This is a genomic window from Paraciimarium castrense LEGE 11436 (assembly GCF_056633055.1).
On the sequence record NZ_JBSJOW010000001.1, the window covers coordinates 693,804 to 717,280 of the forward strand.

The 23,477-nt window shown below is 69.8% G+C and carries 22 protein-coding genes; 12 read left to right on the forward strand and 10 right to left on the reverse strand.

Translation table 11 applies throughout. The annotated features are described in order from the left end of the window. The first annotated feature begins 75 nt into the window (after positions 1 to 75). Together mfd and ACWJIO_RS03710 are read left to right on the forward strand one after the other, a co-directional pair. The gene (gene mfd / locus ACWJIO_RS03705; RefSeq protein WP_480311448.1) at positions 76 to 3,645 is read left to right on the forward strand and encodes a transcription-repair coupling factor; all 3,570 of its coding nucleotides are present in this window, start codon (positions 76 to 78) and stop codon (positions 3,643 to 3,645) included. 129 nt (positions 3,646 to 3,774) lie between these two features. Continuing rightward, positions 3,775 to 3,903 carry a hypothetical protein gene (locus tag ACWJIO_RS03710; RefSeq protein WP_480311449.1) on the forward strand — a complete coding sequence of 43 codons (129 nt, stop codon included), beginning with the start codon at positions 3,775 to 3,777 and terminating at the stop codon, positions 3,901 to 3,903. A gap of 127 nt (positions 3,904 to 4,030) precedes the next feature. Here the strand turns inward: ACWJIO_RS03710 and ACWJIO_RS03715 are convergent, their stop codons facing one another. The 4 genes from ACWJIO_RS03715 to ACWJIO_RS03730 all read right to left on the reverse strand — a co-directional run bounded on the left by ACWJIO_RS03715 (position 4,031) and on the right by ACWJIO_RS03730 (position 7,691). Then, on the reverse strand, positions 4,031 to 4,267 hold the full coding sequence (locus ACWJIO_RS03715; protein ID WP_480311450.1) for a DUF6737 family protein: 237 nt from the start codon (positions 4,265 to 4,267) through the stop codon (positions 4,031 to 4,033). A gap of 12 nt (positions 4,268 to 4,279) precedes the next feature. After that, positions 4,280 to 5,620 carry a S41 family peptidase gene (locus ACWJIO_RS03720; RefSeq protein WP_480311451.1) on the reverse strand — a complete coding sequence of 447 codons (1,341 nt, stop codon included), beginning with the start codon at positions 5,618 to 5,620 and terminating at the stop codon, positions 4,280 to 4,282. Positions 5,621 to 5,727: 107 nt separating this feature from the next. Then, positions 5,728 to 6,978, reverse strand: coding sequence for a (E)-4-hydroxy-3-methylbut-2-enyl-diphosphate synthase (gene ispG, locus ACWJIO_RS03725; protein ID WP_480311452.1), 1,251 nt, complete (start codon positions 6,976 to 6,978; stop codon positions 5,728 to 5,730). A 56-nt stretch (positions 6,979 to 7,034) separates the two neighbouring features. Beyond that, entirely contained in the window at positions 7,035 to 7,691 is a 657-nt protein-coding gene (locus tag ACWJIO_RS03730) for a uracil-DNA glycosylase (RefSeq protein WP_480311454.1), read from the reverse strand. Positions 7,692 to 7,894: 203 nt separating this feature from the next. Here ACWJIO_RS03730 and ACWJIO_RS03735 point away from each other — a divergent pair, with 203 nt between their 5' ends. Genes ACWJIO_RS03735 through ACWJIO_RS03750 form a run of 4 tightly spaced genes read left to right on the forward strand, consistent with a single transcriptional unit; the run spans position 7,895 to position 12,490 of the window. Then, positions 7,895 to 9,127, forward strand: coding sequence for a pyridoxal phosphate-dependent aminotransferase (locus ACWJIO_RS03735; protein ID WP_480311456.1), 1,233 nt, complete (start codon positions 7,895 to 7,897; stop codon positions 9,125 to 9,127). A 56-nt stretch (positions 9,128 to 9,183) separates the two neighbouring features. After that, positions 9,184 to 10,140, forward strand: coding sequence for a putative selenate ABC transporter substrate-binding protein (locus ACWJIO_RS03740; protein WP_480311457.1), 957 nt, complete (start codon positions 9,184 to 9,186; stop codon positions 10,138 to 10,140). Further along, positions 10,140 to 10,922: an ATP-binding cassette domain-containing protein gene (locus ACWJIO_RS03745; protein WP_480311458.1), complete on the forward strand. Its 783-nt coding sequence runs from the start codon at positions 10,140 to 10,142 to the stop codon at positions 10,920 to 10,922. The genes ACWJIO_RS03740 and ACWJIO_RS03745 overlap by 1 nt, the downstream gene beginning before the upstream one ends. After that, the gene (locus tag ACWJIO_RS03750; RefSeq protein WP_480311460.1) at positions 10,919 to 12,490 is read left to right on the forward strand and encodes a PhnE/PtxC family ABC transporter permease; all 1,572 of its coding nucleotides are present in this window, start codon (positions 10,919 to 10,921) and stop codon (positions 12,488 to 12,490) included. Before ACWJIO_RS03745 ends, ACWJIO_RS03750 begins: the two co-directional genes overlap by 4 nt. Here the strand turns inward: ACWJIO_RS03750 and mnmH are convergent. Next, on the reverse strand, positions 12,417 to 13,499 hold the full coding sequence (mnmH, locus tag ACWJIO_RS03755) for a tRNA 2-selenouridine(34) synthase MnmH (RefSeq protein WP_480311461.1): 1,083 nt from the start codon (positions 13,497 to 13,499) through the stop codon (positions 12,417 to 12,419). The genes ACWJIO_RS03750 and mnmH overlap by 74 nt on opposite strands. A 105-nt stretch (positions 13,500 to 13,604) precedes the next feature. Between mnmH and ACWJIO_RS03760 the strand changes: the two genes are divergently transcribed. Further along, positions 13,605 to 14,282 (forward strand): GDSL-type esterase/lipase family protein, encoded by a 678-nt coding sequence (locus tag ACWJIO_RS03760; protein ID WP_480311462.1) that lies wholly within the window; start codon positions 13,605 to 13,607, stop codon positions 14,280 to 14,282. A gap of 134 nt (positions 14,283 to 14,416) precedes the next feature. Here the strand turns inward: ACWJIO_RS03760 and ACWJIO_RS03765 are convergent, their stop codons facing one another. After that, entirely contained in the window at positions 14,417 to 15,826 is a 1,410-nt protein-coding gene (locus tag ACWJIO_RS03765; protein WP_480311463.1) for a hypothetical protein, read from the reverse strand. A 931-nt stretch (positions 15,827 to 16,757) separates the two neighbouring features. Between ACWJIO_RS03765 and ACWJIO_RS03770 the strand changes: the two genes are divergently transcribed. Together ACWJIO_RS03770 and ACWJIO_RS03775 are read left to right on the forward strand one after the other, a co-directional pair. After that, complete coding sequence (locus ACWJIO_RS03770; protein ID WP_480311465.1) at positions 16,758 to 16,955, forward strand: hypothetical protein; 198 nt, start codon at positions 16,758 to 16,760, stop codon at positions 16,953 to 16,955. A 140-nt stretch (positions 16,956 to 17,095) separates the two neighbouring features. Continuing rightward, positions 17,096 to 17,989 (forward strand): sigma-70 family RNA polymerase sigma factor, encoded by an 894-nt coding sequence (locus ACWJIO_RS03775; protein ID WP_480311466.1) that lies wholly within the window; start codon positions 17,096 to 17,098, stop codon positions 17,987 to 17,989. Here ACWJIO_RS03775 and ACWJIO_RS03780 read toward each other — a convergent pair. Next, complete coding sequence (locus ACWJIO_RS03780) at positions 17,929 to 18,684, reverse strand: DUF92 domain-containing protein (protein ID WP_480311467.1); 756 nt, start codon at positions 18,682 to 18,684, stop codon at positions 17,929 to 17,931. The genes ACWJIO_RS03775 and ACWJIO_RS03780 overlap by 61 nt on opposite strands. A gap of 143 nt (positions 18,685 to 18,827) precedes the next feature. Between ACWJIO_RS03780 and ACWJIO_RS03785 the strand changes: the two genes are divergently transcribed. Beyond that, the gene (locus ACWJIO_RS03785) at positions 18,828 to 19,244 is read left to right on the forward strand and encodes a hypothetical protein (RefSeq protein ID WP_480311468.1); all 417 of its coding nucleotides are present in this window, start codon (positions 18,828 to 18,830) and stop codon (positions 19,242 to 19,244) included. On the opposite strand, the gene ACWJIO_RS03790 is transcribed toward ACWJIO_RS03785, so the two are convergent. Both ACWJIO_RS03790 and ACWJIO_RS03795 read right to left on the reverse strand, forming a co-directional pair. Further along, positions 19,210 to 20,028, reverse strand: a complete 819-nt coding sequence (locus ACWJIO_RS03790) for an RsmE family RNA methyltransferase (RefSeq protein WP_480311470.1) — start codon at positions 20,026 to 20,028, stop codon at positions 19,210 to 19,212. The genes ACWJIO_RS03785 and ACWJIO_RS03790 overlap by 35 nt on opposite strands. A gap of 7 nt (positions 20,029 to 20,035) precedes the next feature. Continuing rightward, positions 20,036 to 20,500, reverse strand: coding sequence for a DUF3531 family protein (locus ACWJIO_RS03795; RefSeq protein ID WP_480311471.1), 465 nt, complete (start codon positions 20,498 to 20,500; stop codon positions 20,036 to 20,038). 72 nt (positions 20,501 to 20,572) lie between these two features. Here ACWJIO_RS03795 and ACWJIO_RS03800 point away from each other — a divergent pair, with 72 nt between their 5' ends. Continuing rightward, positions 20,573 to 21,226, forward strand: a complete 654-nt coding sequence (locus ACWJIO_RS03800; protein WP_480311473.1) for an ABC transporter ATP-binding protein — start codon at positions 20,573 to 20,575, stop codon at positions 21,224 to 21,226. A 30-nt stretch (positions 21,227 to 21,256) separates the two neighbouring features. Beyond that, positions 21,257 to 22,174 (forward strand): Hsp33 family molecular chaperone HslO, encoded by a 918-nt coding sequence (gene hslO, locus ACWJIO_RS03805; RefSeq protein WP_480311535.1) that lies wholly within the window; start codon positions 21,257 to 21,259, stop codon positions 22,172 to 22,174. A 32-nt stretch (positions 22,175 to 22,206) separates the two neighbouring features. Here the strand turns inward: hslO and ACWJIO_RS03810 are convergent, their stop codons facing one another. Then, on the reverse strand, positions 22,207 to 22,884 hold the full coding sequence (locus tag ACWJIO_RS03810; RefSeq protein ID WP_480311475.1) for a CPP1-like family protein: 678 nt from the start codon (positions 22,882 to 22,884) through the stop codon (positions 22,207 to 22,209). Positions 22,885 to 23,477: the final 593 nt, after the last annotated feature.

Here is a 23,477-nt window from a genome sequence, read left to right on the forward strand (position 1 = left end):
GGGACATTCTGTCGTCTCCGCCGCCGCGGAGTGCCGCTTGGCAAGATCGGTGGCTGCCTCTTTCAGCGCATCACCATGCCCCTCTCCGCCCTGGTGCGCCAGTTGCAGCAGGCGCCACTCACCGGCGAGCTGCTGGAGCGCAGCAGGCGCAGCGCCCGGCTGCGGCTGAGTGGAGCGGGCCGGGCCGCCCGGGCGCTGATCAGCAGTGCCCTGGCCGGCGTGGCCGAGGCACCGCTGCTGGTGGTGGTGCCCACCCTGGAGGAGGCCGGTCGCTGGGCGGCCCTGCTGGAGCTGATGGGCTGGCGCAGCAGCCAGCTCTACCCCACCAGCGAGGGCAGCCCCTACGAGGGCTTCGATCCCACCAGCGAGATCACCTGGGGCCAGCTGCAGGTGCTCAGCGAGCTGCTCGATCGGGAGTCGAGCGCAGCCGATCGGCGCCGCCTGGCGATCGTGGCGACTGAGCGGGCCCTGCAGCCCCACCTTCCCCCCCCAGCCGCCCTCGAGGCCCGCTGCATCAGCCTGCGCAGGGGCCAGACCATCCCCCTGGAGCAGCTCGCCGCCACCCTGGCCCAGCTCGGCTACGAGCGGGTGCCCACGATCGAGCAGGAGGGCACCTGGAGCCGCCGCGGCGACATCGTGGATGTGTTCCCGGTGAGCGCCGAGCTGCCGGTGCGGCTGGAGTTCTTCGGCGAGGAACTGGACAAGCTCAGGGAGTTCGATCCCGCCAGCCAGAGGTCGCTCGACACCACCGAGGTGGCGCGCCTCACCCCCACCGGCTACACGCCGCTGATCGCCGAGGCCCTGCGGCAGTCGATGCCGGCTGAGCTGGATCAGCTGCTGGCGCCTGAGGCCCTGGAGCAGCTGCTGGAGGGCGGCACCCCGCCGGGGCTGCGGCGGTTGCTGGGCCTGGCCTGGCAGCAGCCCGCCTCCCTGCTCGACTACCTGCCGGAAGGCACCCTGATCGCCGTGGACGAACGGCGCCGGTGCCTGGCCCATGGCCAGCAGTGGTTCGAGCACGCCGAGGAGCACCACGCCGAGCTGGAGCTGGAGCTGGGCGGGCCCCTGCCGGCCGTGCTGCACCGCCCGCCTGAGCAGGCCCTGGCGCAGGCCCAGGCCTTCGCCGGCTTCGATCTGGCCGAGCTGCACGAGAGCGATGGGCACGCCAACAGCTTCGATCTGGCTTCCCGCTCGGTGCCGGCCCACCCCAATGCCTTCGGCAAGCTGGCGTCGCTGATCAAGGGGTTCCAGCAGGACCGTGCCCGGGTGTGGCTGCTCTCGGCCCAGCCCTCGCGGGCGGTGGCCCTGCTGGAGGAGCACGACTGCATCACCCGCTTCGTGCCCAACCCAGGCGATCAGCCGGCGATCGAGCGCCTGATCGAGCAGAACACGCCGGTGGCGCTCAAACTCCGCGGCACCGCCGAACTGGAGGGCCTGCAGCTGCCCGCCTGGAAGCTGGTGCTGATCAGCGACCGGGAGTTCTTCGGCCAGCACGCCCTGGCCGCCAGCGGCTACGTGCGCCGTCGCCGCAAGGCGGCCAGCCGCACGGTGGACCCCGGCAAGATGCAACCCGGCGACTTCGTGGTGCACCGCAACCACGGCATCGGCCGCTTTCTGCGGCTGGAGAAGCTGGCGATCGGCGGTGAGGAGCGCGACTACCTCGCCGTGCAGTACGCCGATGGGCTGCTGCGGGTGGCCGCCGACCAGCTGGGCAGCCTGGGCCGCTACCGCGCCACCAGCGAGAGCCCGCCCCAGCTCAACCGCATGGGCGGCACCGCCTGGACCAAGGCCAAGGAGCGGGCCCGCAAGGCCGTGCGCAAGGTGGCGCTCGATCTGGTGAAGCTCTACGCCGCCCGGCTCAAGGCCCAGGGTTTCGCCTTCCCCGAGGACGGCCCCTGGCAGGGCGAACTGGAGGACTCCTTCCCCTACGACCCCACCCCCGATCAGGTGAAGGCGATCGCCGATGTGAAGCGCGACATGGAGAAGCCCGAGCCGATGGACCGGCTGGTGTGCGGCGATGTGGGCTTCGGCAAGACGGAGGTGGCGATCCGGGCGATCTTCAAGGCCGTCACCGCCGGCCGCCAGGTGGCCATGCTCGCCCCCACCACCGTGCTGGCCCAGCAGCACTGGCGCTCCCTGAGCGAGCGCTTCGCGCCTTACCCGATGAAGGTGAGCCTGCTGAATCGCTTCCGCACCAGCGCCGAGCGCAAGGTGATCCAGGAGGGTCTGGCCGCCGGCACGGTGGATGTGGTGGTGGGCACCCACCAGCTGCTGGGCAAGAGCACCAGCTTCAAGCAGCTGGGGCTGCTGGTGGTGGATGAGGAGCAGCGTTTCGGGGTGAACCAGAAGGAAAAGATCAAGGCGCTGCGCAAGGACGTGGACGTGCTCACCCTCAGCGCCACGCCGATTCCGCGCACCCTCTACATGAGCCTGTCGGGGGTGCGCGAGATGAGCCTGATCACCACGCCGCCGCCCCTGCGGCGGCCGATCAAGACCCACCTGGCCGGCCTCGATGAGGAGGCGGTGCGCAGTGCCATCCGCCAGGAGCTCGACCGCGGCGGCCAGATCTTCTATGTGGTGCCGCGGGTGGAGGGCATTGAGGAGGTGGCCGAGGGGCTGCGGCAGATGCTCCCGGGCCTGAGGCTGCTGGTGGCCCACGGCCAGATGGCCGAGGGGGAACTGGAGAGCGCCATGGTGGCCTTCAACGCCGGCGAGGCCGATCTGATGCTCTGCACCACGATCGTGGAGAGCGGCCTCGACATTCCCCGGGTGAACACGATCCTGATCGAGGACGCCCACAAGTTCGGCCTGGCCCAGCTCTATCAGCTGCGCGGCCGGGTGGGCCGCAGCGGCATCCAGGCCCATGCGTGGCTGTTCTATCCCGGCGATGCCTCCCTGAGCGAAGCGGCGCGCAAACGGCTGCGGGCGATCCAGGAGTTCGCCCAGCTGGGCAGCGGCTATCAGCTGGCCATGCGCGACATGGAGATCCGCGGTGTGGGCAACCTGCTGGGGGTGGAGCAGAGCGGCCAGATGGAGCTGATCGGCTTCGACCTCTACATGGAGATGCTGCAGGAGAGCCTGGCGGAGATCCAGGGCCAGGACATCCCCGCCGTGGACGACACCCAGATCGACCTGCCGATCACCGCCTTCATCCCCGGCGACTGGATCAGCGAAAACGACGAGAAGATCGCCGCCTACCGCGCCGCCGCCAGCTGCGGCAGCAAGCAGGCCCTGGTGGAACTGGCCGCCGGCTGGGTGGACCGCTACGGCGCCATTCCCGCGCCGGTGAGCGCCCTGCTGCAGCTGATGGAGCTGAAGCTGCTGGCCAAACGCTGCGGCTTCTCGCGCATCAAACCCGAAAAACCCAACATCGCCCTGGAAACCTCCATGGAGGAGCCCGCCTTCCGGCTGCTGCGCCAGGGCCTGCCCCAGCACCTGCATGGCCGGCTGGTGTACCAGGGCGGCAGCGGCAGCACCGCCAAGGTGCTGGCCCGGGGGCTGGGGGTGCTGCCGATGGAACGGCAGCTGGAGGAGCTGATGGGCTGGCTGAAGCAGATGGAAGCCCAGATCCCCGGCGCCGATGGCCTCAACGAAACCCAGCGGGCAGAACAGGCCGCCGCCCGGAACGAGGCGGTGCTGGCGGTGTGAGCCTGGACTGCAGGCCAACCGCTCCCCAACCCCCCTCATCTCCGCAAAACTTCGTTACACTGCGCGAAATGGCAGGGATCCATGGGTGAGATCGTCGGTTCGGCAGGCGCGCTGGGTGCTCAGAGCGGCATGACCCTCGTCTCAGGCGTGGTGAGCCTGCTGGCCCTGGGCCTCTACGCCCTGTTCAGCGGCTCCAACGAAAACAACGACGATGACGACTCCAGCCCCGGTGGCGGGTTGATGCAGCCGGTCGCCTGAACCAGGCGGCCGAAGGCCGCAATGGGTTGGTTGGCTCAGTTCGCTCAGCACATCTTCAGAGTAGATCGGATCATTGAAATAGATCTCTGGGGCTCAACTAGCCACCAGAGATTTTTTTCAGATCAAGTCAACTCAGGCGCTCAACTTCCTGCGCATAGGCTGAAGGGACCACCACCAGAAACAGCCACCACCAGACGGCAACACCAACGCCCAAGGGTGTGGTGACCCACCAAAGGCCAAGCCACAACCAGCTGAAGATGACCACAACAACCCCGCTGAGCACGATGCTCCAGGGTTGACACCACCAAGGCTTTGAAGACCAGAGGCTCTCAGCCGGTCGGTCGGTCGGTTCAGATTCAGACACCCGTCAACATCCTCAGGGCTTCGTGGAAGCCTCGAGGGCCGCCGGCACATTGGCGCTGCCTGGCTTGTACGAGCGGCCCAGGGTGTTGGCGGCCTGCAGCTTCTTGCGCAGGGTGGTTTCGGCCACGCGGTACTGGGTGTCCTTGTTGGTGCCGAGGTCTTCGAGCTTGAGGCGCTGGGCCTCCTGCTCGGTCATCTTGGCCTGCACATCCGGATCGATGCCGTACTTGTGGATGTCGCGGCCCTCGGGGGTGAGGTACTTGGCGATGGTCACGGTCATGCCGGAGCCATCGGAAAGCCCCCGCACCGACTGCACCAGCCCCTTGCCGAAGGTCTTCTGACCCACCAGCACGGCGCGGTTGTTGTCCTGCAGGGCTCCCGAGAGAATCTCGCTGGCGCTGGCCGAACCCTCGTTCACCAGCACCACCAGGGGCTTGTCGGTGAGGGCCCGGCCGGTGGCCCGCTGGATGTCGGTGATGCCGTTGCGGGTCTTGGTGGACACGATCGTGCCCTCGTTGAGCCACTGACGCGCAATCTCCACGCTGGCCCCGAGCAGGCCACCCGGGTTGCTGCGCAGGTCCAGCACATAGCCCTGCACGTCCTCGCCCTCCATTTTCCGCAGGGCCGCCCGCATGTCCTTGGTGGCGTTGGCGTTGAACTGCTTCAGACGGATGTAGCCCACCTTCACCCCATCGGGGGTGACATTGATCTGGCTGTCCACCGCGTGCAGCTCGATCCGGTCGCGCTCAAGGGGCACACTCAGCACCTGGGCATTACGCCGCAGGGTGAGGGTCACGGTGGTGCCGGCCTGGCCGCGGATCAGCTTCACCGCGTCCTCGGTGCTCATCCCCTTGGTGCTGGTCCCATCGATGGCGGTGATCACATCCTTGGGCATCACCCCGGCCCTGGAGGCGGGCGACCCCTCGATCGGGGCCACCACCACCAGTTCCTTGGTGTCCTTGTCGAGGCTCAGCTGGATGCCCACCCCGGAGAGTTCCCCGGAGGTGTCGATCTGCATCTCCTTGAACTCCCGCGGATCCAGGAAGCGGGTGTAGGGGTCATCGAGGGTGGCGAGCATGCCTCGAATCGCGTCGTAGGCGTCCTTGGGGGTGCCGTAGCTCTTGGCCAGCACAGTGCTGCGCAGATCGCGCCACTGCTGCGGTGTGTACTTGCCGTTGACATCCAGATAGTCGCGGAAGACGATCTGCCAGGTCTGGTCGATCACCTCCTTGGGACTGTCGGAGATGCGGCCCACCCCACCTGGCGAGGTGACTGCCTCACGCGCCATCACGGCGGTGGCAGCGCAGGCACTGACTCCCACCAGCACGATCAGACTGGTGCGGCTGCGACCCATCGGATCAGACCTGGAAGGCCAGGGAAACGTAGGTTCAAGCTAGCGCCGCATAGCGGTTCGCCCATGGAGGGGTGACCGGTCTGGAAAGGGAACCCTGATGGCGGCCTTCAGGGATCCACCCAGCGGCCGTCCTCCTTGATCAGGGCGATCAGGGCCTCCACCCCCTCGGCCTCCGGCACCCGGCGGATCTCGTCGCGGCCGCGGTAGAGGGAGATGGTGCCCGGCGTCTTGCCCACGTAGCCGTAGTCGGCGTCGGCCATCTCGCCGGGGCCGTTGACGATGCAGCCCATCACGGCGATGTCGAGGCCGGTGAGGTGGGCGGTGGCGTTGCGCACCACGTGCAGCACCTCCTCCAGGTTGAACAGGGTGCGGCCGCAGCTGGGGCAGGCCACGTACTCCACCATCGTTTTCCTCAGGCCCAGGGCCTGCAGGATCGAATAGCAGACAGGGATCTCCTTCTCCGGCGCCTCGGTGAGCGACACCCGGATCGTGTCGCCCAGACCTTCGGCCAGCAGGGTGGCGATGCCGGCGGTGCTCTTGATGCGGCCGTAGTCGCCATCACCGGCCTCGGTGACGCCCAGGTGCAGGGGGTAGTGGAAGCCTTCGGCGTCCATGCGGTCGGCCATCATCCGGTAAGCGGCCAGCATCACCGGAGCCCGCGACGCCTTCATCGACACCACGATGTTGTGGAAGTCGAGGCGATCGCAGATGTGGATGAACTCCATGGCGCTCTCCACCATGCCGAGAGGCGTGTCGCCGTAGGTGAACAGCATCCGCTCGGCCAGGGAGCCGTGATTGACGCCGATGCGCAGGCCCTTGTCCTGCTCCTTGAGCAGGCTCACCAACGGCTCAAGCGTGGCCTGGATGCGCTGGCCGATCGCCGCCACCTCCTCGGGAGTGAATTCGGTGCGGTTGGGATCGGGCTTGTCGAACACATACAGCCCCGGGTTGATGCGCACCTTGTCGACGTGCTGGGCCACCTCCAGGGCGATCTTCATGCCGTTGTGGTGCACATCGGCCACCAGCGGCACCGGCCGGTAGCTGTCTTCCAGGCGCTTGCGGATCTCCCCCACGGCCCGGGCATGGCCCAGGCTCGGCACCGTGAGCCGCACGATCTCGCAGCCCGCCTCGTGCAGGCGGCGGATGCCGGCCGTGGCGCCCTCGATGTCGAGGGTGTCCTCGTTGATCATCGACTGCACCACCACCGGGTGCTCGCTGCCCACCCACACATCGCCCACCCGCACGCTGCGGGTCTTGCGGCGCCGGATCAGGGTGTCGTAACGGGGGTTGCTGGCCCAGTCGGCCGGGAGGCCCGCTGGCTGGGCGGCGGCGTCGGGGCGAGCCAGAGTACCGGTCATGGCGGAGGGCCGGAGGTTGGCCAAAGCCTGTCACAGGAGAGGCCTCAACCGGCGGGTCAGCCCGCCAGCTGGTCGAGGCGGCGGCGCACGTCCTGGAGGTCCTGCCAGGTGAGCCACTTGGGGCTGCCCTGCTGCCGCGAGGGATTGCGCAGCAGATAGGAGGGGTGAAAGATCGGCATCAGCCAGCGGCCCTGAAGCACCCCATCGCGGCCCTGGCGCCACTGGCCGCGCAGTCGCGTGATGCCTCCCTTCACCCCCAGCACCCCCTCCATGGCCGTGGCGCCGGCCAGCAGGATCACGCCGGGATCCACCAGGGCGATCTGGCGCTCCAGCCACGGCAGACAGGCGGCCATCTCCGCCCCGCTCGGTTTGCGGTTCTCGGGAGGGCGGCACTTCACCACGTTGCCGATGTAGGCGTCGCGGTTGGAATCGATGCCCACGCTGCTGAGCATCTGATCGAGCAACTGCCCGGCCCGTCCCACGAACGGCTGACCGCTGGCGTCTTCCTGGGCGCCGGGACCCTCGCCCACCACCATCAGACGGGCGGCGGGATTGCCTCGGCTCACCACCACCTGCTGACGGCCCGCCGCCAGGCCGCAGCGGCGGCAGGCGCCGCAGGCCGCCGCCACCTCCTCCAGCCCCAGCTGGCTGGCTTCAGCTGCGCTGGGGGAGCTCGGGCTGAAGAGATCCGGCTGCTGGGCCTCTCCGGTCATGGGCAGCAAGACAGGCAATGGGCGTGGCCATCCTGTGACAGTGCTGGACAAAACAGGCGGTTTCGTGCCAGCTCGAACCTCTCGGCGGGGGAAGGGTGTTGCAGGATGGCCTCTTGATGTAGCCGAGCTCACCAAATGCCGGCCCAACGCCGATGCCGAACCCTGGGATGTTGGCCTCTGTGGCCCCGACGACGGCCCTGACGATGGCCGCTCCGCTCCACCCCTCCCTCGATTCCACGGCGCCGCCGATTCAGCCCCGGACGGAAGCCCTCCAGCTCTCCCAGCGGGCCAGGGCCCTGCAGCCCTCCCTCACCCTCGCCATCGCCGCCAAGGCGAGGCAGTTGAAGACCGACGGCCAGGACATCTGCAGCCTCAGTGCCGGCGAACCGGACTTCGACACCCCCGCCTTCATCCGCCAGGCGGCGGCCCAGGCCCTCGAAGCGGGCCACACCCGCTACGGCCCCGCCGCGGGGGAGCTCTCCCTGCGCGAGGCCATCGCCAGCAAGCTCAGCCAGGAGAACGGGGTGCCCACCGGCAGTGGCCAGGTGCTGGTCACCAACGGCGGCAAGCAGGCCCTGTTCAACCTGTTCCAGGTGCTGCTCGACCCCGGCGATGAGGTGCTGCTGCCGGCCCCCTACTGGCTCAGCTACCCCGAGATGGCCCGCCTGGCCGGAGCCCGCGTCACCGTGCTGCCCTGTGAAGCCGCCGCTGGTTTCCGGCTCGACCCCCAGCAGCTGGAGCAGGCGATCAGCCCAGCCACCAGGCTGCTGGTGCTGAACAGCCCCGGTAATCCCACCGGCATCGTGATCAGCCGCGGCGAACTGGAGCAGCTGGCCACGGTGCTGCGGCGCCATCCCCGCGTGGCCGTGGTCTGCGATGAGATCTACGAATACCTGCTCGCTCCCGGCCTGGTCCACCACAGCCTGGCCGCCGTGGCCCCCGACCTGGCCGATCGGATCTTCATCGTCAACGGCTTTGCCAAGGGCTGGGCCATGACCGGCTGGCGGGTCGGCTGGCTGGCCGGCGCCGAACCGGTGATCAAAGCCGCCTCGGCCCTGCAGAGCCAGTCCACCAGCAACGTCTGCAGCTTCGCCCAGTTCGGCGCCCTGGCCGCCCTGCAAGGCCCGCGCGACTGTGTGCAGGCCATGGCGGCTGAGTTCAACCGCCGGCGCAGCCTGCTCAGCGAGGGCCTGCGCCGCCTCCCCGGAGTCACCCTGCCCGAGCCCCAGGGCGCCTTCTACGCCTTCCCGGATGTGAGCGCCTGCGGGCTCGACTCCATGACCCTCTGCGACCGCCTGCTCGACAGGGTGGGGCTGGCGGTCGTGCCCGGCGTGGCCTTCGGCGACGATCGCTGCATCCGCCTCTCCTGCGCCGCCTCCCCGGCGGCGATCGAGGATGGCCTGCAACGCCTGGAGCGCTTCTTCGCGGCGCTCTGACGACGGGTCTGAAGACGGGAGGGCAGGATCATCGGGTCGTTGCCTGTCCTGGACCCTTGACCACCCGAGAACGCTGGGCCGTTGCGCTTGCCGGCCTCCTCCTGATCGGCCTGCTGCCAACGGCCTGCACCCCCCGCCCCAACGGCGCCACAGCCCCGAACGGCAGCAGCAGCGAGGCTGCCAGGCCCAACGAGAAACGGGTGCTGCGCATCGGCGCCATCCCCGATCAGAACCCCGAGAAACTCAACCGCCTCTACAGCCTGGTGGCCGAAGAGCTCAGCGAGCAGCTCAAGGTTCCCGTGCAGTTCGTGCCCGTCACCGACTACACCGCCGCCGTGAGTGCCTTCCGCACCGGCGACCTGGATCTGGTGTGGTTCGGCGGCCTCACCGGCGTCCAGGCCCGGCTGCAGAAACCCGGCGCCCGGGCTCTGGCCCAGCGCGACATTGACCGCTCCTTCCACAGCGTGTTCATCGCCAACCCCAGCAGCGGCCTCAAGCCCTTCAGCGCCCAGAGCGACCTGCAGCAACTCAAGGGCAAGCGCTTCACCTTCGGCTCGGAGAGTTCCACCTCCGGCCGGCTGATGCCCCAGTACTTCCTCAACCAGGCGGGCGTGCAGCTGGGCGACTTCGCCGGCGGCAACCCTGGCTTCAGCGGCAGCCACGACGCCCTGATCGCCCTGGTGCAGAGCGGCACCTACGACGCCGGCGTGGTGAACGAGCAGGTGTGGCGCAGCCGGATCGAGGAGGGCAAGGTGGACACCACAAAGGTGGTGGAGCTGTGGCGCACCCCCGGCTACGCCAACTACACCTGGGTGGTGCAGCCCGGCCTCGACAAGGACTACGGCGAGGGCTTCACCGAACGGCTGGAGCAGGCCTTCACCGGCCTCAACCCCAAGGATCCCCGCCAGGCCCAGATCCTCGAGTTGTTCGGTGCCGAAACGTTCGTACCCGCCACCAACGCGCAGTACGAGGCGATCGAGGCCGTGGGACGTCAGGTGGGCAAGATCCGCTGATGGATCCGTGCTCGGTGCTGGAGCTGCAGGACGTGACCGTGCCTGGCCGCGGCCGTCCCCGCCTGGAGGCGGTGACGCTGCGGCTGCGGCCTGGCGAGCGCGTGGCCCTGCTGGGCCCGAGCGGCGCCGGCAAGAGCACCCTGCTCAGCGTGGCCAATGGCCTGCTGCAGCCCAGGGCCGGTGAGGTGCGCTGGCAGGGCCGGCCCCTGGCCCGCTCCAGACGCGCCCGCCGCCTGCAGCAGGCCCGCATCGGCACCCTCTGGCAGGACCTGCGCCTGATCGAGGAGCTCAGCGTGCAGCAGAACCTCAATGCCGGCCGCCTGGCCGTCTGGGGCTGGCCGCGGGCGTTGCTCAACCTGCTGCTGCCGCTGGAGAGCGCCGCCTGCAGCGCCCTGATGGCCCGCCTCGATCTCGATCCGGCCCTGCTGGAGCAGCCCGTGGCCCGGCTCTCGGGCGGGCAGCGGCAGCGGGTGGCCCTGGCCCGCCTGCTGCGCCAGGAGCCGGTGCTGCTGCTGGCCGATGAGCCCCTGGCCAGCCTTGATCCGCGGCTGGCGGAAGACCTGCTCCGCCTGCTGCTGGAGCAGGGCCGCCAGCCCCGCGCCCTGTTGCTGAGCCTGCACCGCCCGGACCTGGTGGCTGGCTTCGACCGCGTGCTGGGGCTGCGTCATGGCCAGCTGGCCTTCGACCTGCCGGTGGGCGAGCTCACCAGCTCCCGGCTGCAGGCCCTCTACGCCGAAGCGCCCACAGAAACGCGGCGCGACCCGGCGCCCACGGAGCGATGAGGAGTGTGGCCCTGCGGCCGGCACCACCGCTGTGGCTGCTGCTGCCCGCCCTCGCGGCGGTGCCGCTGCTGATCGCGCTGCCGGGCATCAGCCATGGCGGGGGCTGGAGCCTGATCGGCCAGTTCCTGCTGGGAGCCCTCCAGCCCTCACTCGATCCCGTGGTGCTGCGCTCGGTGCTGGAGGGGCTCGGGATGACCCTCGCCATCGCCCTGCTGGGCTGGGCCCTCAGCATGGTGCTCGGCCTCAGCCTGGGCATCGCCAGCTCCCGGCGCGTGTGGCTCACCTGCCTGGGAACGCCCCTCCCAGCCGGGCTGATCCGGCGGTTGCTGGCCCTGCCCCGCTCGATCCACGAGCTGCTCTGGGGCCTGGCCCTGCTGCAGCTGCTGGGACTGCAGCCGGTGGTGGCGATCGCGGCGATCGCCCTGCCCTTCGGCGCCCTGGTGGCCCGGGTGGTGAGCGATCAGATCGACAACCTGCCCACCACGGGCCTCGAGGCCCTGCGCTCCAGCGGGGCGGCGGCGCCGGCGGCCCTGCTCACCGCCCTGGGGCCACCGCTGCTGCCCCAGCTGATCAGCTACGGCGGTTATCGGCTGGAATGCGCCCTGCGCAGCGCCACCCTGCTGGGGGTGTTCGGGCTGGGGGGTCTTGGCACGGAGCTGCGGCTCACCCTGCAGTCGCTCGCCTTCCACGAGCTCTGGACCGGGCTGTGGCTGCTGCTGGCCGCCATGCTGGCCCTGGAAGCCCTGCTGGGATGGCTGCGCCGTCGCTGGGCAATGCCGGAGCGCCTCAGCCTTGGCCGCAGTGGCGTGGGTTGGCGGGGCCGCGAACTGCTGCTGGCCATCGGGCTGCTGCTGCCGCTGCTGCTTGGGCTGGCCTGGGCCCTGCAGCTGGACCCGGCCAGCCTGCTGCAGTGGCAGAGCTGGCCCCCCATGGGGCCCGCCGACTGGCCTGCCGTGGCGGCCCTGCCCTGGGCCAGGCTGGTGGCCAATACCCTCAGCCTCACCCTTCTGGCCGCCGCCCTGGCGGTGGGCGTGGCGCCCCTGCTGCTGCTGCTGGCGGAACCCTGGCCCTGGGCCCAGGCGGCCCTGCGGGGGCTCTGGGCCCTCGGCCGCCTGTGGCCCCCGCCGCTGACGGCCCTGCTGCTGCTGTTCGTGCTGGAACCCGGAGTGGTCACCGGAGCGCTGGCCCTGGGCTTTCACAACCTGGGCGTGCTAGGCCGCCTGCTGCTGGAGAGCGCCGAATCCAGCCCCGCCGCAGCCCAGCAGGCCCTGCGCTGTGCCGGAGCGGGGCCGCGCCAGGCCCTGCTCTACGGCCGCTTCAGTGGCCTGGCCCGCCCCTACCTCGCCTACGGCGCCTACCGCGCCGATGTGATCCTGAGGGAATCGGTGGTGGTGGGGCTGGTGGGCGCCACGGGCCTCGGCAGCCAGCTGATGGAGGCCCTCAGTTCCTTCGCCTACGACCAGCTGCTGGCCCTGGTGCTGGTCTACGCCCTGCTCACCCTGCTGGGGGAGGAAGGCAGCGATCGGGCCCGGCAGCGCCTGCTGGCGCCCCGGCCAGCGGCCGGCTGAGCCGCACCAGTCCCCGCTCCAGCAGCAGTTCGGCCGCCTGGGCCCCGTGCAGCCCCTCCAGGGCCACGGACTCGCGCCCCCCATGGCGGCCCAGGTCGTGGTCGTAGCAGCGGTCGTAGTAGTCGAGCATCTGGCGGCAGGCCAGGGGCCAGTCGCCGGCAGCGATCGCCGCCAGCGCCACAGCCGTGCGCTGGGGCCCCAGCCGGCGGCTGATGCGGCGGGTGGCCTCCGCCAGCGCCTCAGGATCCTGGCCGCCGTAGATCCGCACCAGCTGTTCCACCCGCTCCTCCAGGGGCCGCAGCACCTCCAGCACCGGCGCCTGCTCCATCTGGCGCCAGAGACCGATCGGGATGCGGCAGCGGCCCACCTGGGCACTCTCGGCCTCCAGCCAGATCTCCGCTGCCCCGTCGAGGCCGGCCAGCGCCGTGGCCAGCCGGTTTTCGTAGTGCTCGCTGCTGGGCTGGGGTGGCAGGCCCAGGCCGCCGAAGCTGCTGCCGCGATGGTGGGCCAGTCCTTCCAGGTCCACCACCGCCACGCCGCGCTGGGCCAGGTCCAGCAGCAGGTCGGTCTTGCCCGTGCCCGTGCGTCCGCCCAGCAGGCGCAGGGTCCAGGGCCGCTCGAACAGCTCAAGCACCCAGCGGCGGTAGGCCTTGTAGCCGCCATCGAGCAGCAGGGCCGGCCGCTCCAGTTGCTCCGCCAGCCAGGCCACGCTGGCGCTGCGCATGCCGCCCCGCCAGCACATCAGCCGCAGGGGCCCCGGTGGCAGGGCCGCCAGCTCCGCCGCCATCGCCTCCAGCCGCGGACCCACCAGACCCAGGCCCCGCAGCACGGCCGCCTCACGACCGGCCTGCTTGTAGAGGGTGCCGATCTCGGCCCGCTCGTCATCGCTGAACAGGGGCAGGTTGATCGCCCCCGGCCGATGGCCCTGGATGAACTCCGCCGGGCTGCGCACGTCCAGCAGCGGCCCGGGTTGGGCGAGGAAATCGGCCACCGTCAGCCGGGGTGCCATGGCAATCGCGGCGGCAGGACCCCAATCCTCCCCGGCCATGGGCCGAAGCCGCAGGCACCGGGGTGCAGCAGGATCGGCAGCGGTTCCCCTCCCGGCCACCTCGCCATGGGTCTCCAGGTTCCCCGCAAGCTGATCGTGATCGGGGACAGCGGCGTGTACGGCTGGGGCGATCCCGAGCAGGGGGGCTGGTGCGAGCGGCTGCGGCGGCACTGGATGGCCCTGCCCCAGGCCCCTGTGGTGTACCCCCTGGGGGTGCGGGGCGATGGGCTGGAGCGGGTGGCGGCCCGGCTGGAGCGGGAGGTGGGCAGCAGGGGTGAGCTTCGCCGCCAGAGGCCCCAGGGGATCCTGCTGTCGGTGGGGGTGAACGACACGGCCCGGGTGGGGCGTCCGGACGGGCGCCCCCAGCTCGATGCCGATGGCTTTCTCTATGGCCTGCAGCAGCTGCTGCAACGGGCGGGCCAGCTGGCCCCGGTGCTGGTGCTGGGCCTCACCCCGGTGATCGAGGAGGCGATGCCCTTCGCTGATGTGCTCTGGTATTCCCAGGAGCAGCTGAGGCGCTACGAGGCCCTGCTGGAGCTGGCCTGCCTCGAGGCCGACGTGCCGTTTCTGCCGCTGCTGCGCCCCATGCTCTGCGACCGGAGCTGGCCCCGCTGGCTCTGCGCCGACGGCCTTCACCTCAACGGCAGCGGCCATGCGGAGGTGTTTCGCCGCCTGGGCGAGTGGCCCGCCCTCAACAGCTGGGCTGAACTGACTTCGGCAGCCGCGCCTCACCCATTCGGGTGAGCGCGAATCGCTCCCGGCGGCGAGCCAGCCACGTCCCGGCCTGCGGAACATGGAGGTGGATCCCCATCTCCGTTCCACGCCGTGCAGGCCCAGCCCGTCCCGCCTCGGCTGTGCAACCTGGCCCTGGTGCGCATCTAGGAGCTGGTGGTGGTGACCTCTGCCCCGGTGGACGGCCGGCAGCTGGAGCCGTTGCTGATCAACCACAGCTCCAGCTGCCCCCGGGGCACCTTGGCCGCCAGGCTCCAGTTGCTGAGGTCGATCAGACCGCTGCGGGCCTCGATGGTCCAGGTGTCCGGGGGGGGTGTGGGAACGGGGATGGGGTCATCGCCCACTTTCTTGGCGTTGGCGGCAGCCAACAGTTTCTTGGCGTTTGCGGCAGCCAACAGTTTCTCGGCGTTGGCGGCAGCCACCAGGTCCTCGGCCAGCTCCCGATCGGCCTGATGGAAGAACTTCACCTGGGAGCTGGGGGCGCAGGCCCTGGCAGTGGGAGGCACATGGCGCAGGGTGCGGTCCACGAAATAGTTACCCGACTGGCTGAGACCCTCGGCCACCGCCCGCAGCGGCCCATTCACCGCCGCCTGCTTGTCCTCCACCGCCTTGTCGTCGTAGTGGATGAACACATGGGGCAGGCCCGGCAGCTTGCCGTGCCGTTCGGACACCATGCGCTTCTGCTGGTCGAGCGCCACGGCACCGGCCACGATCTCGGAAGCCGAGCGGATCTGCTCCTGGCTGAGGCGCTCCAGATCGATGCCGGAGGCCCCCGCGCTCGCCGCTCCGGCCCGGCTCTCGATGGGGCTGGTGGTGATCTGGCTGGAGAGGGGCAGCTGGGAATCGCCCGAGAATTCCGGGGTGATCTCGGCCAGACGCTGCACCGACGTGCGCAGCACCTGGTCGCGGGAGGCCTTGCCAGGCCACCAGCCGGTCCACACCCCCAGGGCCGCTGCGTGACGGCAGGCGGGGCTGGCGACGACCTCGCTCAGGGGCTGGCGGGGGCTGGCCCCGCCGGTGCTGCTGCTTTTGAACTGCAACCCCTCTTGCTTGCTGCCGCTGGCGTCCCCCAGGTTGGCGAAGCCATGGGCGCAGCGGGGGTTGAGGTCGCGGATCGAGGCCAGCAGGATGCGCTGGATCTGGCCCCTGCGCTGGATGCCGGCCTCGCTGTCCTCCCCCAGCAGATCACCCCTGGCCTTGTCGTGCATCAGCACTTCGCCGAGCACATGGGTGAGCAGCAGATCGTGGTGCACGCCCTCCACCGGACTGCGGCTGGCGAGGGTGTGCTCGATCGCCAGGATCGACATGTTGCGCGGCAGGCTGTCCTCTTGCTTGAGGTTGTCGATCTGGGCGAGGAGCATCTCCGAAGTGCTCATGCGCGTGCTCAGGGTGCTCACCCCCAGCAGCGTTGCCAGCGCCACCACCAGGGTGGGCAGCTGCAGCAGGTTCTGGCGAAGCCAGCCCCTGGTGTGTTGCCACCATCCGTGTCTGACCTCGGGGGCCGCCGGCTCCAGGGGAGCTCGATCTGCTGGCTCTGGGGGTGCTTGATCGGCCATCGTCAGCTCCGCCGCAGTGGACTTAGGTTAAGAGTCAGAAGCCAATTGGGCACTTCCTCGGAGCTTCGACAGCCATGACCACGCGCGCGCTGAGGTCATCAACCCAGTTGACGTCGTAACTCTCAGCGGCGACGGTCTTGGCCCACCGACTGAAACTCAGCCAGTCCTCGGAGCAGGGGCCAGGGTTAGGCCACATCAGCGCTGATGCCTCCTCCGAGAGCCCTTCCTGGTGGATTTCCTGAACCGGAAGAATGACTCCTTCGGGGAAGCATGCGGCGAGAGACGTTTGTGCCTGATGGGCATCAGGTGCCACTCGCTGGACACCTTCGCAATCCCTCGCAAAAGGAATCGTCGCCAGCCACGAGCGTTCTGACCTTTGGTTCACCGGCCCTACAAGCAACTGCTCCTCGTGAGAAGCATTCGGCCAGCGATGGGCATAGATCGCCGAATCCTTCCTGCTCCTACGCATGCGGACCACGCGTTTTCTCACTTCTGCACCTCAGGGCAAGACCCCCGGATCGGCTGAGTGGGTTGGCCACCAGGCAGCACCGCCCAGTGGATCTGGAGACATCAATGCCCTGATCTGCACAGGTCAGGGATGGCCTGGCCCTTGCTGAGCAGCAGAAACCCTTCCGAAGAAGCCCTTGGCTACGGCGGTGCGCAGCTTGCGGATGATCTTCTCGGAAGTGTGGCGCTTGCCTTTGATGGGGCTGCTCCTGGCCAAGCCTGGCTGGTGGGGAAACTTCCAGAAGGGCTGGATCAGGTTTTTGGGCCCACGTCAGTTGGGCAGACTGTTCCATGGGCGAGGCGCAATGCTGCAGGAACGCTGCGTCCAGCCAAACCCAACCCCAGCCGCCCCCCTGCCGCGCTGCGGGAGCCAAACCAACGCCCCGACGTTTCCTGGAGCAGTGCTGTCACCTCGCTGCTGGTCGTGGGCCTCACCCAAGTGTTCGGGCAGGCGATGCCCTTCGAGGTCGTGCCGTGGCACGACCAAGGCCTGATGCGGCGCTATGAGGCCCTGCAGGATCTGGCCTGCCTCAAGGCCGACCTGCTGCCCATTCCGCCCATTCTGCAACCCCTGCTCCAGGGCAGCGGCCATGCGGAGGTGTTTCGCCGCCTGCGCGAGTGACCCGGCCTCAACAGCTGGCTGGACTGAGTTCGGCAGCTGCGCCTCACCCATTCGGGTGAGAGCGAATCACTCCCGGCGGCGAGCCGCCCCGGCACCAGCCCGCAGAGCGTGGAGATGGATCCCCATCCCCGTTCCCCGCCATGCAGGCCAACCCCGTCACCCCTCGGCGCCGTCCTTCACTCCGCGCCGCTGCCCCCCGGCTGCGGGCCGCCTCCACCGACCTCCACAGCCACAACCGCACCCTGCTGCGGCGGCTGGCCCACACCGGGCCCAGGGCGGTGCGGCTGCACTGGCGCAACGCCCTGGTGGTGAGCAACCTGGCCCTGGTGCGGATGGTGGCCCAGCGCGAAAGCCGCCGCACCGGCCAGCCCTTCGACGAGCTCTGTTCCGTGGGTTACGAGGGACTCGTGCGGGCCGTGGACAGCTTTGACACCAGCCGCCCGGTGAGCCTCAGCACCTATGCGGTGCCCTGCGTACGCGGCGCGATGCAGATGGAGCGCCGTGACCGGCTGCAGCCCCTGCAGACTCCCCGACGGCTGCGGGAGCTGAACCAGCGGGCTGATCGCTGGCTGGAGCAGCGCCGTGGCGCCGGACTGCCGCCGCCGAGTCTGGCCGCCATGGCCACCGCCCTGGGCTGCACGCCTGCTCAGCTGGAGGAGGCCGCCCGGGTGCGGCGGGCCCTGCAGCTGAGCAGCCTGGATGCGCCCCTGGGCAGCGATGGCGACGAGGGCGCCCCACGGTGCCGGCTCGACCTGCTCGCCGACCCCGCCAGCTCCGCCTGTGACCAGACGGCGGACCAGAGCGATCCTCAGCTCACCTGGCTGCGCCAGCACCTGGCCCGCCTCGCGCCCCTGGACCGGCAGCTGCTGGAGGGGCGCTGGCTCGATGGCCTGACCTGGAGTGATCTGGGCAGGCAGCTGGGGCTGGCCCCCCAACACTGCCGGCAGCGGGGCGGTGAGCTGCTGGCCCAGCTTCAGGACGAGGCCCACCAGAGCCAGAGCGCGATCGCCAGAACCGCGGCCAGGCTGGTCTGAAGGCCATTCACCAGCTCGTTGCTGAGCCAGGCGAGGCGGGGCTGCAGGGTGGCACCGATCAGGCTTTCCACCAGGGTGGCCAGCAGTCCCACGGCCGCCACCAGCCCGGCGTCTGCCCAGCCGCCCAGCAGGCCCAGCAGGAGCATCCAGGCGGCCATCACCACGCTGCCCAGCAGACTCGCCGCCGTGCCCTCCAGGCTGATCGCCCCCTCGGTGCCGGGAGGTACGGGCCTCAGGGTGGTGATCAGCAGGGTGTGGCGGCCCCAGCGCTTGCCGATCTCGCTGCCAAAAGTGTCGCCGAGCTTGGCGGCGAAGCTGGCGGCGAACCCCACCATCAACGGGGCCAGCCAGCTCACGGGCGCCAAGGCCGTGAGCATGGCCAGGGCGGCGCCGGGAGCCGCCGAGCCCCACACGTTTTCGGGGCCGCGGCGGCCGCCACGGGCCTCCGCCAGCCCGGCGCGCTGCTTGTGGCGCAGGCCCAGCCGGGTCACGGCCGAGCCCAGCGCCAGGTAGCCCACCACCGCCAGCCAGCCCAGGGGGCCAAGACAACCCCAGAGCACGGTGCCGAGGGCACCGGCATGGATCCAGCCGGCGCGGGTGAGCACAGGCAGCCGTTGGGCCGCGCTGATCAGGGCGGCATTGACCGCCAGGGCAACCAGCCAGGGGAGCGGCTGCTGGGGAGGTGGAACGAACACGAAGCGAAGGGCGGGTGCCGAGGGGTCGCGGCGGGGCTCCCCAGTGTGTGGCAGGGAGCATGTGTTGCACTGCCCTAAGCAGCAGGCTTGGGTGGCGCCGCTCCAACGGATAATCGGCATCAGACGTTGCCGGCTCAGTCGCGATGGTGTTCAAGCGCAAGGGCTCCTTCTTCCTCGACCTCACCGGCGCCGGCGACACCAAGGCCGAACCGGTGCAGGTGGCGATCGCGGAGGCTCCCCCCGCCAGCCCCAAGGGCTCCAGTGCCGCTGAGCCCACCGCCACTCCTGAGCCCTCGGCCCAGCCCACCGCTGCTGTGGCAGCCGCCGCCACGGCAGCCCCTTCCGCAGCGCCTCCGTCCCCGGCCGAGAGCCCGCTCACCACAGCCGAGGCCATTGCCGCTGAACTGCGGGCCGCCCAGGAGGCCCTGCCCCCTCCGTCCCAGGTCACCTACGCCCCGGACTGCCTCAACCCCGCCAACGCCCTGCCGATGGGTCGGCGGCGGCCCGGGGCCAATCTGGGTGTGTTCAAGGGGATGGTGTCGGAGATGTTCCGCAACTGAACCCCAGCCGTTGGCGCCAGGCCGCCAGCAGGCTCGCGGCCGCCACGGCGGCCGTGGAGGTACGCAGGATCCCCTCGCCCAGCTGCACCGCCTGCCAGCCGCGCTCCAGGGCAACCGTTTCCTCCGTGGGGCTCCAGCCCCCTTCAGGGCCGATGGCCACCCTGACAGGTTCAGCAAAGCCCGCTGGCTGAGCTTTTGACGCCAGTGGCCCGTGAGCTTCGAGGGCTTCACCGAGCGAGATAGCCCTGCAGCAACGGGTGGTGGCCAGCAAACACACTCCACTCGTTGCTGCCGAGAACCAGGCCAGGGCCGGTTGTGCCGGCAGGCAGTGGGGCAGCCACAGCCGCTCGCACTGCTCCAGGGCCTCGCCCAGCACGGCCTGCTGGCGCTCGGGGCGGATCGCTGCCTCCGCCACGCTGCGCTCGGCCCGCAGCCACTGGAAGCTGTCGATGCCCAGTTCGCAGGCCATGCGCAGCATCACCTCCGGATCCCGGCGCGGCAGGGCCACGGCCAGCTGCAGGCTCGGCTGTGGGGCCGGAACGCTCAGCAATGGCTCCTCCAGGCTCTGTTGCAGCACGGCCCAGCCCTGCTGCCTCCCCGAGCCCAGCTCCAGGACCGCAGACCAGAACTGGCCACAGCCATCCACCAGCCCGAAGGCCTCTCCCGCTGCCAGCCGCAGCACCCGCCGCAGGTAGTGCAGCTCCTGGCCCTGCAGGGCCAGACGCCCCTCGGCGCCCTCCAGACGAGGGCGCTCCACCAGCAGGCGGCGCAGCTCGCGGGCCATGGCGCACTCAGGAATCGGGGATCGAATCCAGCAGCTGGTCGATGGTCTCGGGCTGCTCGTCGATGGCCCAGTCGTCGTTGAGGCCACCGATCAGCACCTGCTCCACCTCCACCACGTCGTTGTTGAGCTGGCGCAGGGTGTTGATCAGCACGTCGAGGGCGAAGGCGTCACTCGTGCCCAGATCCAGCCAGCAGCGTGCCCAGACTCCCTGATACTCCATCGGGCCCATGTTGTGCATCAGGGCCGGCAGAGCCGTGGCGGCGGTCTGCTGGTCATAGGCCATCCAGCTCAGTTCCGCCCCCTCCTCATGGACCTGGAGCGACTCGGCATTGAAGCCACCCAGCTTGCCCAGAAAGAACCAGCTGTCGAAGACGGTTTCCAGATAGCCCTTCTCGCCGCTGCCGAGGGGATCGGCAAAGCGCATCCAGATCCAGCAGTTGAAGGGGTCGAGCTCGCGAAATTGAACGTCCATCGGCACCGATCAGGCTGGGCCGCAGCCACAACAGCAGAGGCCACTCTCCCCCACCGCAGGCATGCTGGAGCCATGCTTGAACTGTGCGGCCTCGGCTACCAGCCCGCCACAGCACCCCAGCCGGTGCTGCGCGAGGTGAGTCTGGCCCTGGAGCCCGGGGCGATCGGCCTGGTGGCCGGCCGCAGCGGCGGCGGCAAAACCACCCTGCTGGAGTTGATCAGCGGCCTGGCCGAGCCGGATCAGGGCACGATCCACTGGAACGGAGAACGCTTCCGGGCTCGCCAGCGCCGCTGGCTGTGCGGCCTGGTGTTCCAGTTTCCCGAGCGCCATTTTCTCGGGCTCACGGTGGGCCAGGAGCTGCGGCTGGGCCAGCGCCGCGTGGAGTCTGAGCGGCTGGAGGCGGTGCTGCAGCGGGTGGGCCTCGCTGGGCTCAGCCTCCAGCAACGGCCTGAACAACTGAGCGGCGGTCAGCAGCGGCGCCTGGCCCTGGCGGTGCAGCTGCTGCGCCACCCCCAGGTGCTGCTGCTGGATGAGCCCACCGCCGGGCTGGACTGGACGGTGCGGGGCGAGATTGTGGCCCTCCTGGAGGGCCTGGCCCGGGAGCGGGCCGTGCTGGTGGTGACCCACGAACCGGAGCTGTTCCAGCGTTCAGCCGGCAGGGCCTGGCGCCTGGAGCAGGGCACGCTCACCGATCTGCAGACGACCGACCTCCTTACGATGGTCTGAGTGAGCGCCCACTGCATGAGGGAGTCCTGCGTGAGCGACAGACTGCTGCGGGCCACGGCCGCCGACGGCGGCATCCGGCTGGTGGCGGTGTCCACCACTGACACCAGCCGCGCCGCTGCCGAGCACCACCAGCTGTCGTTTCTCACCACCGCCCTGCTCGGTCGGGCCATGGGGGCCGCACTGCTGCTGGCGAGCTCGATGAAAATCAACCACGGCAGGGTGAACCTGCGCATCTCCTCCGACAGTGCGCTCAAGGGCCTGATGGTGGATGCCGGCCGGGATGGCACCGTGCGCGGCTACGTGGGTAATCCGGCCCTGGAGCTCGATCCGATCACCGCCGCCGATGGCTCGCCCCAGTTCGACCTGGCCGGCGCCACCGGCACGGGCTATCTCCACGTGGTGCGCGACTGGGGCCGGGGCCAGCCCTTCAGCTCCACGGTGGAACTGGTGAGCGGCGGCATCGGCGACGACGTGGCCTCCTACCTCCTCCACTCCGAGCAGACCCCCTCGGCTTTGTTCGTGGGCGAGCGCATGGACAGCAGCGGTGTGCTCTGTAGCGGTGGAGTGCTGGTGCAGGTGCTGCCCAAGGCGGCCCTGGAGCCCGCCCTGGTGGCCCTGCTGGAAGACCGTTGCCGGGCAGTGGAGGGCTTCAGCGCCAGGCTGGAGGCCTGCCAGGGCAACTTGCTGGCGCTGCTGGAAGCCATCTTTCCCGACCTCGACCCCCAGCCCCTGGAGGCGGAGGCTCAGCCCGTGCGCTTCCACTGCCCCTGCAGCCGCGATCGCAGCCTCGGCGCCCTCAAACTGCTCGGCCGCGACGAGCTCAGCAGCATTCTCGATGAAGATGGCCGGGCTGAGCTCACCTGCCACTTCTGCAGCTCGGTGTATGACGTGAGCGGCCAGGAGCTGCTGGGCCTGATCGCCGAGCTCGAGGGGGCTGCAATCGCCTAGGCCAGGCAGGCCCTTGGGCGGGCCCAGGCAGCTCAGGCCACGAACAGCGCCGCCAACAGCAGCAATACAAACGCCGGCAGGCTCTGCACCTGTTGCAGGGAGAGGGGCAGCCCCAGGGGCAGGCCGGATCCGGCCAGGCCTGCCACCAGGCCGCCGAGCACCAGGCCCAGGGTGAGCAGGCCGAAGCCCCAGCCCACAGCAGCCAGGAAGCGGCGGCGCCGGCGCTGCAGGCACACCACCGTGAGGGCGGTGGCCAGGGCCAGCAGAAATTCCGGCGAGGCCGAGGGCACCAGCAGCAGCAGAGCCAGCAGCACCCCGAATCCGCCGAGGGCAAGGTTGAGGGCCGCCCCCTCGGCCAGCTCCAGCCCAGGCATGCTCAGCGTCGGCGCCGCCACCTTGGGCAGGGGCAACTGGGGCAGGGCCGGCATCGCCAGGCGGGGCGGAGGCGGGGCGAGCTGCTCCCGGGCCGAAGCCGTTCGGGCCGCCGTGCTCACCCGACCCTGCTGGCGCTGCTTGAGGCGATCCATCAGCAGGGTGTCGTAGGCCGCCTCAATGCGGGAGCGGGCCATGGTGTCATCGCCCGCCTCGTCGAGGCGGGCCAGCTTGGCAGCCTGCACCTCCTCGAAGCTGGCGTCGGGGCTGATGCCAAGGCGTTGATAGGGCTCCAATGGCTCGGCCGCTGAGGATTGCGGATCAGAAGGGTCGGGCATCACCATCGCCGGCGGACAACAAAGCCTGCATAGAGCGTATCGAGGCCGGCCTAGAAGAGGGGCTCGCTGAAACGGAAACCACCTTCCTGTTCCAGTCGCAGCCTCCAGCGTTCTGCCTCGTCGGGATCGAGCCTATGCCGGTGTTTGAGCAGGGGCATCTGGGGGGGGAGATGGCTGCCTTCCCGCATCTCAACAGTGCCGGTGAGGGGTGGCCCAGCGAGGGTATCGAATTGGAAACTGACGTAGTCGCAACCCCCGTCTGGGCGGGGACGCACCAGCCAGAGCGGCTTGAGCATCGCCGTGATGGTTCGTTACACACCACTCTGGCGCAGCCGCCAGGCGACTGCGAAGGCATGCCACCGAATCCAGAGCAACCGGCCTCGACAGCCACTGCCCTGGGCAGAAGCCATCTCGGCAGCGAGGCGCTCAGGGGCCAACGAGCTGAGCATCGGGGGCAGCGGCGCAACGACCCGTGACCAAGCCCTCCACAGCCCTGCGCAGGGCCTCCTCCCGGCTGAGCTGATGGTGCTGCCGCGGCAACTTGGCATAGAGGCCGAGCTTCTCGAGCCGCTGGCGGGTGGTGCCGCTGGCCC

Coding starts and splice junctions, on each gene's coding strand:
- mfd (WP_480311448.1), top strand. CDS start 76: ATGCCCCTCTCCGCCCTGGTGCGCCAGTTGCAGCAGGCGCCACTCACC.
- ACWJIO_RS03710 (WP_480311449.1), top strand. CDS start 3,775: ATGACCCTCGTCTCAGGCGTGGTGAGCCTGCTGGCCCTGGGCCTCTAC.
- ACWJIO_RS03720 (WP_480311451.1), bottom strand. CDS start 5,620: ATGGGTCGCAGCCGCACCAGTCTGATCGTGCTGGTGGGAGTCAGTGCC.
- ispG (WP_480311452.1), bottom strand. CDS start 6,978: ATGACCGGTACTCTGGCTCGCCCCGACGCCGCCGCCCAGCCAGCGGGC.
- ACWJIO_RS03730 (WP_480311454.1), bottom strand. CDS start 7,691: ATGACCGGAGAGGCCCAGCAGCCGGATCTCTTCAGCCCGAGCTCCCCC.
- ACWJIO_RS03735 (WP_480311456.1), top strand. CDS start 7,895: ATGGCCGCTCCGCTCCACCCCTCCCTCGATTCCACGGCGCCGCCGATT.
- ACWJIO_RS03745 (WP_480311458.1), top strand. CDS start 10,140: ATGGATCCGTGCTCGGTGCTGGAGCTGCAGGACGTGACCGTGCCTGGC.
- ACWJIO_RS03750 (WP_480311460.1), top strand. CDS start 10,919: ATGAGGAGTGTGGCCCTGCGGCCGGCACCACCGCTGTGGCTGCTGCTG.
- mnmH (WP_480311461.1), bottom strand. CDS start 13,499: ATGGCACCCCGGCTGACGGTGGCCGATTTCCTCGCCCAACCCGGGCCG.
- ACWJIO_RS03760 (WP_480311462.1), top strand. CDS start 13,605: ATGGGTCTCCAGGTTCCCCGCAAGCTGATCGTGATCGGGGACAGCGGC.
- ACWJIO_RS03765 (WP_480311463.1), bottom strand. CDS start 15,826: ATGGCCGATCAAGCACCCCCAGAGCCAGCAGATCGAGCTCCCCTGGAG.
- ACWJIO_RS03775 (WP_480311466.1), top strand. CDS start 17,096: ATGCAGGCCAACCCCGTCACCCCTCGGCGCCGTCCTTCACTCCGCGCC.
- ACWJIO_RS03785 (WP_480311468.1), top strand. CDS start 18,828: ATGGTGTTCAAGCGCAAGGGCTCCTTCTTCCTCGACCTCACCGGCGCC.
- ACWJIO_RS03790 (WP_480311470.1), bottom strand. CDS start 20,028: ATGGCCCGCGAGCTGCGCCGCCTGCTGGTGGAGCGCCCTCGTCTGGAG.
- ACWJIO_RS03795 (WP_480311471.1), bottom strand. CDS start 20,500: ATGGACGTTCAATTTCGCGAGCTCGACCCCTTCAACTGCTGGATCTGG.
- ACWJIO_RS03800 (WP_480311473.1), top strand. CDS start 20,573: ATGCTTGAACTGTGCGGCCTCGGCTACCAGCCCGCCACAGCACCCCAG.
- ACWJIO_RS03810 (WP_480311475.1), bottom strand. CDS start 22,884: ATGCCCGACCCTTCTGATCCGCAATCCTCAGCGGCCGAGCCATTGGAG.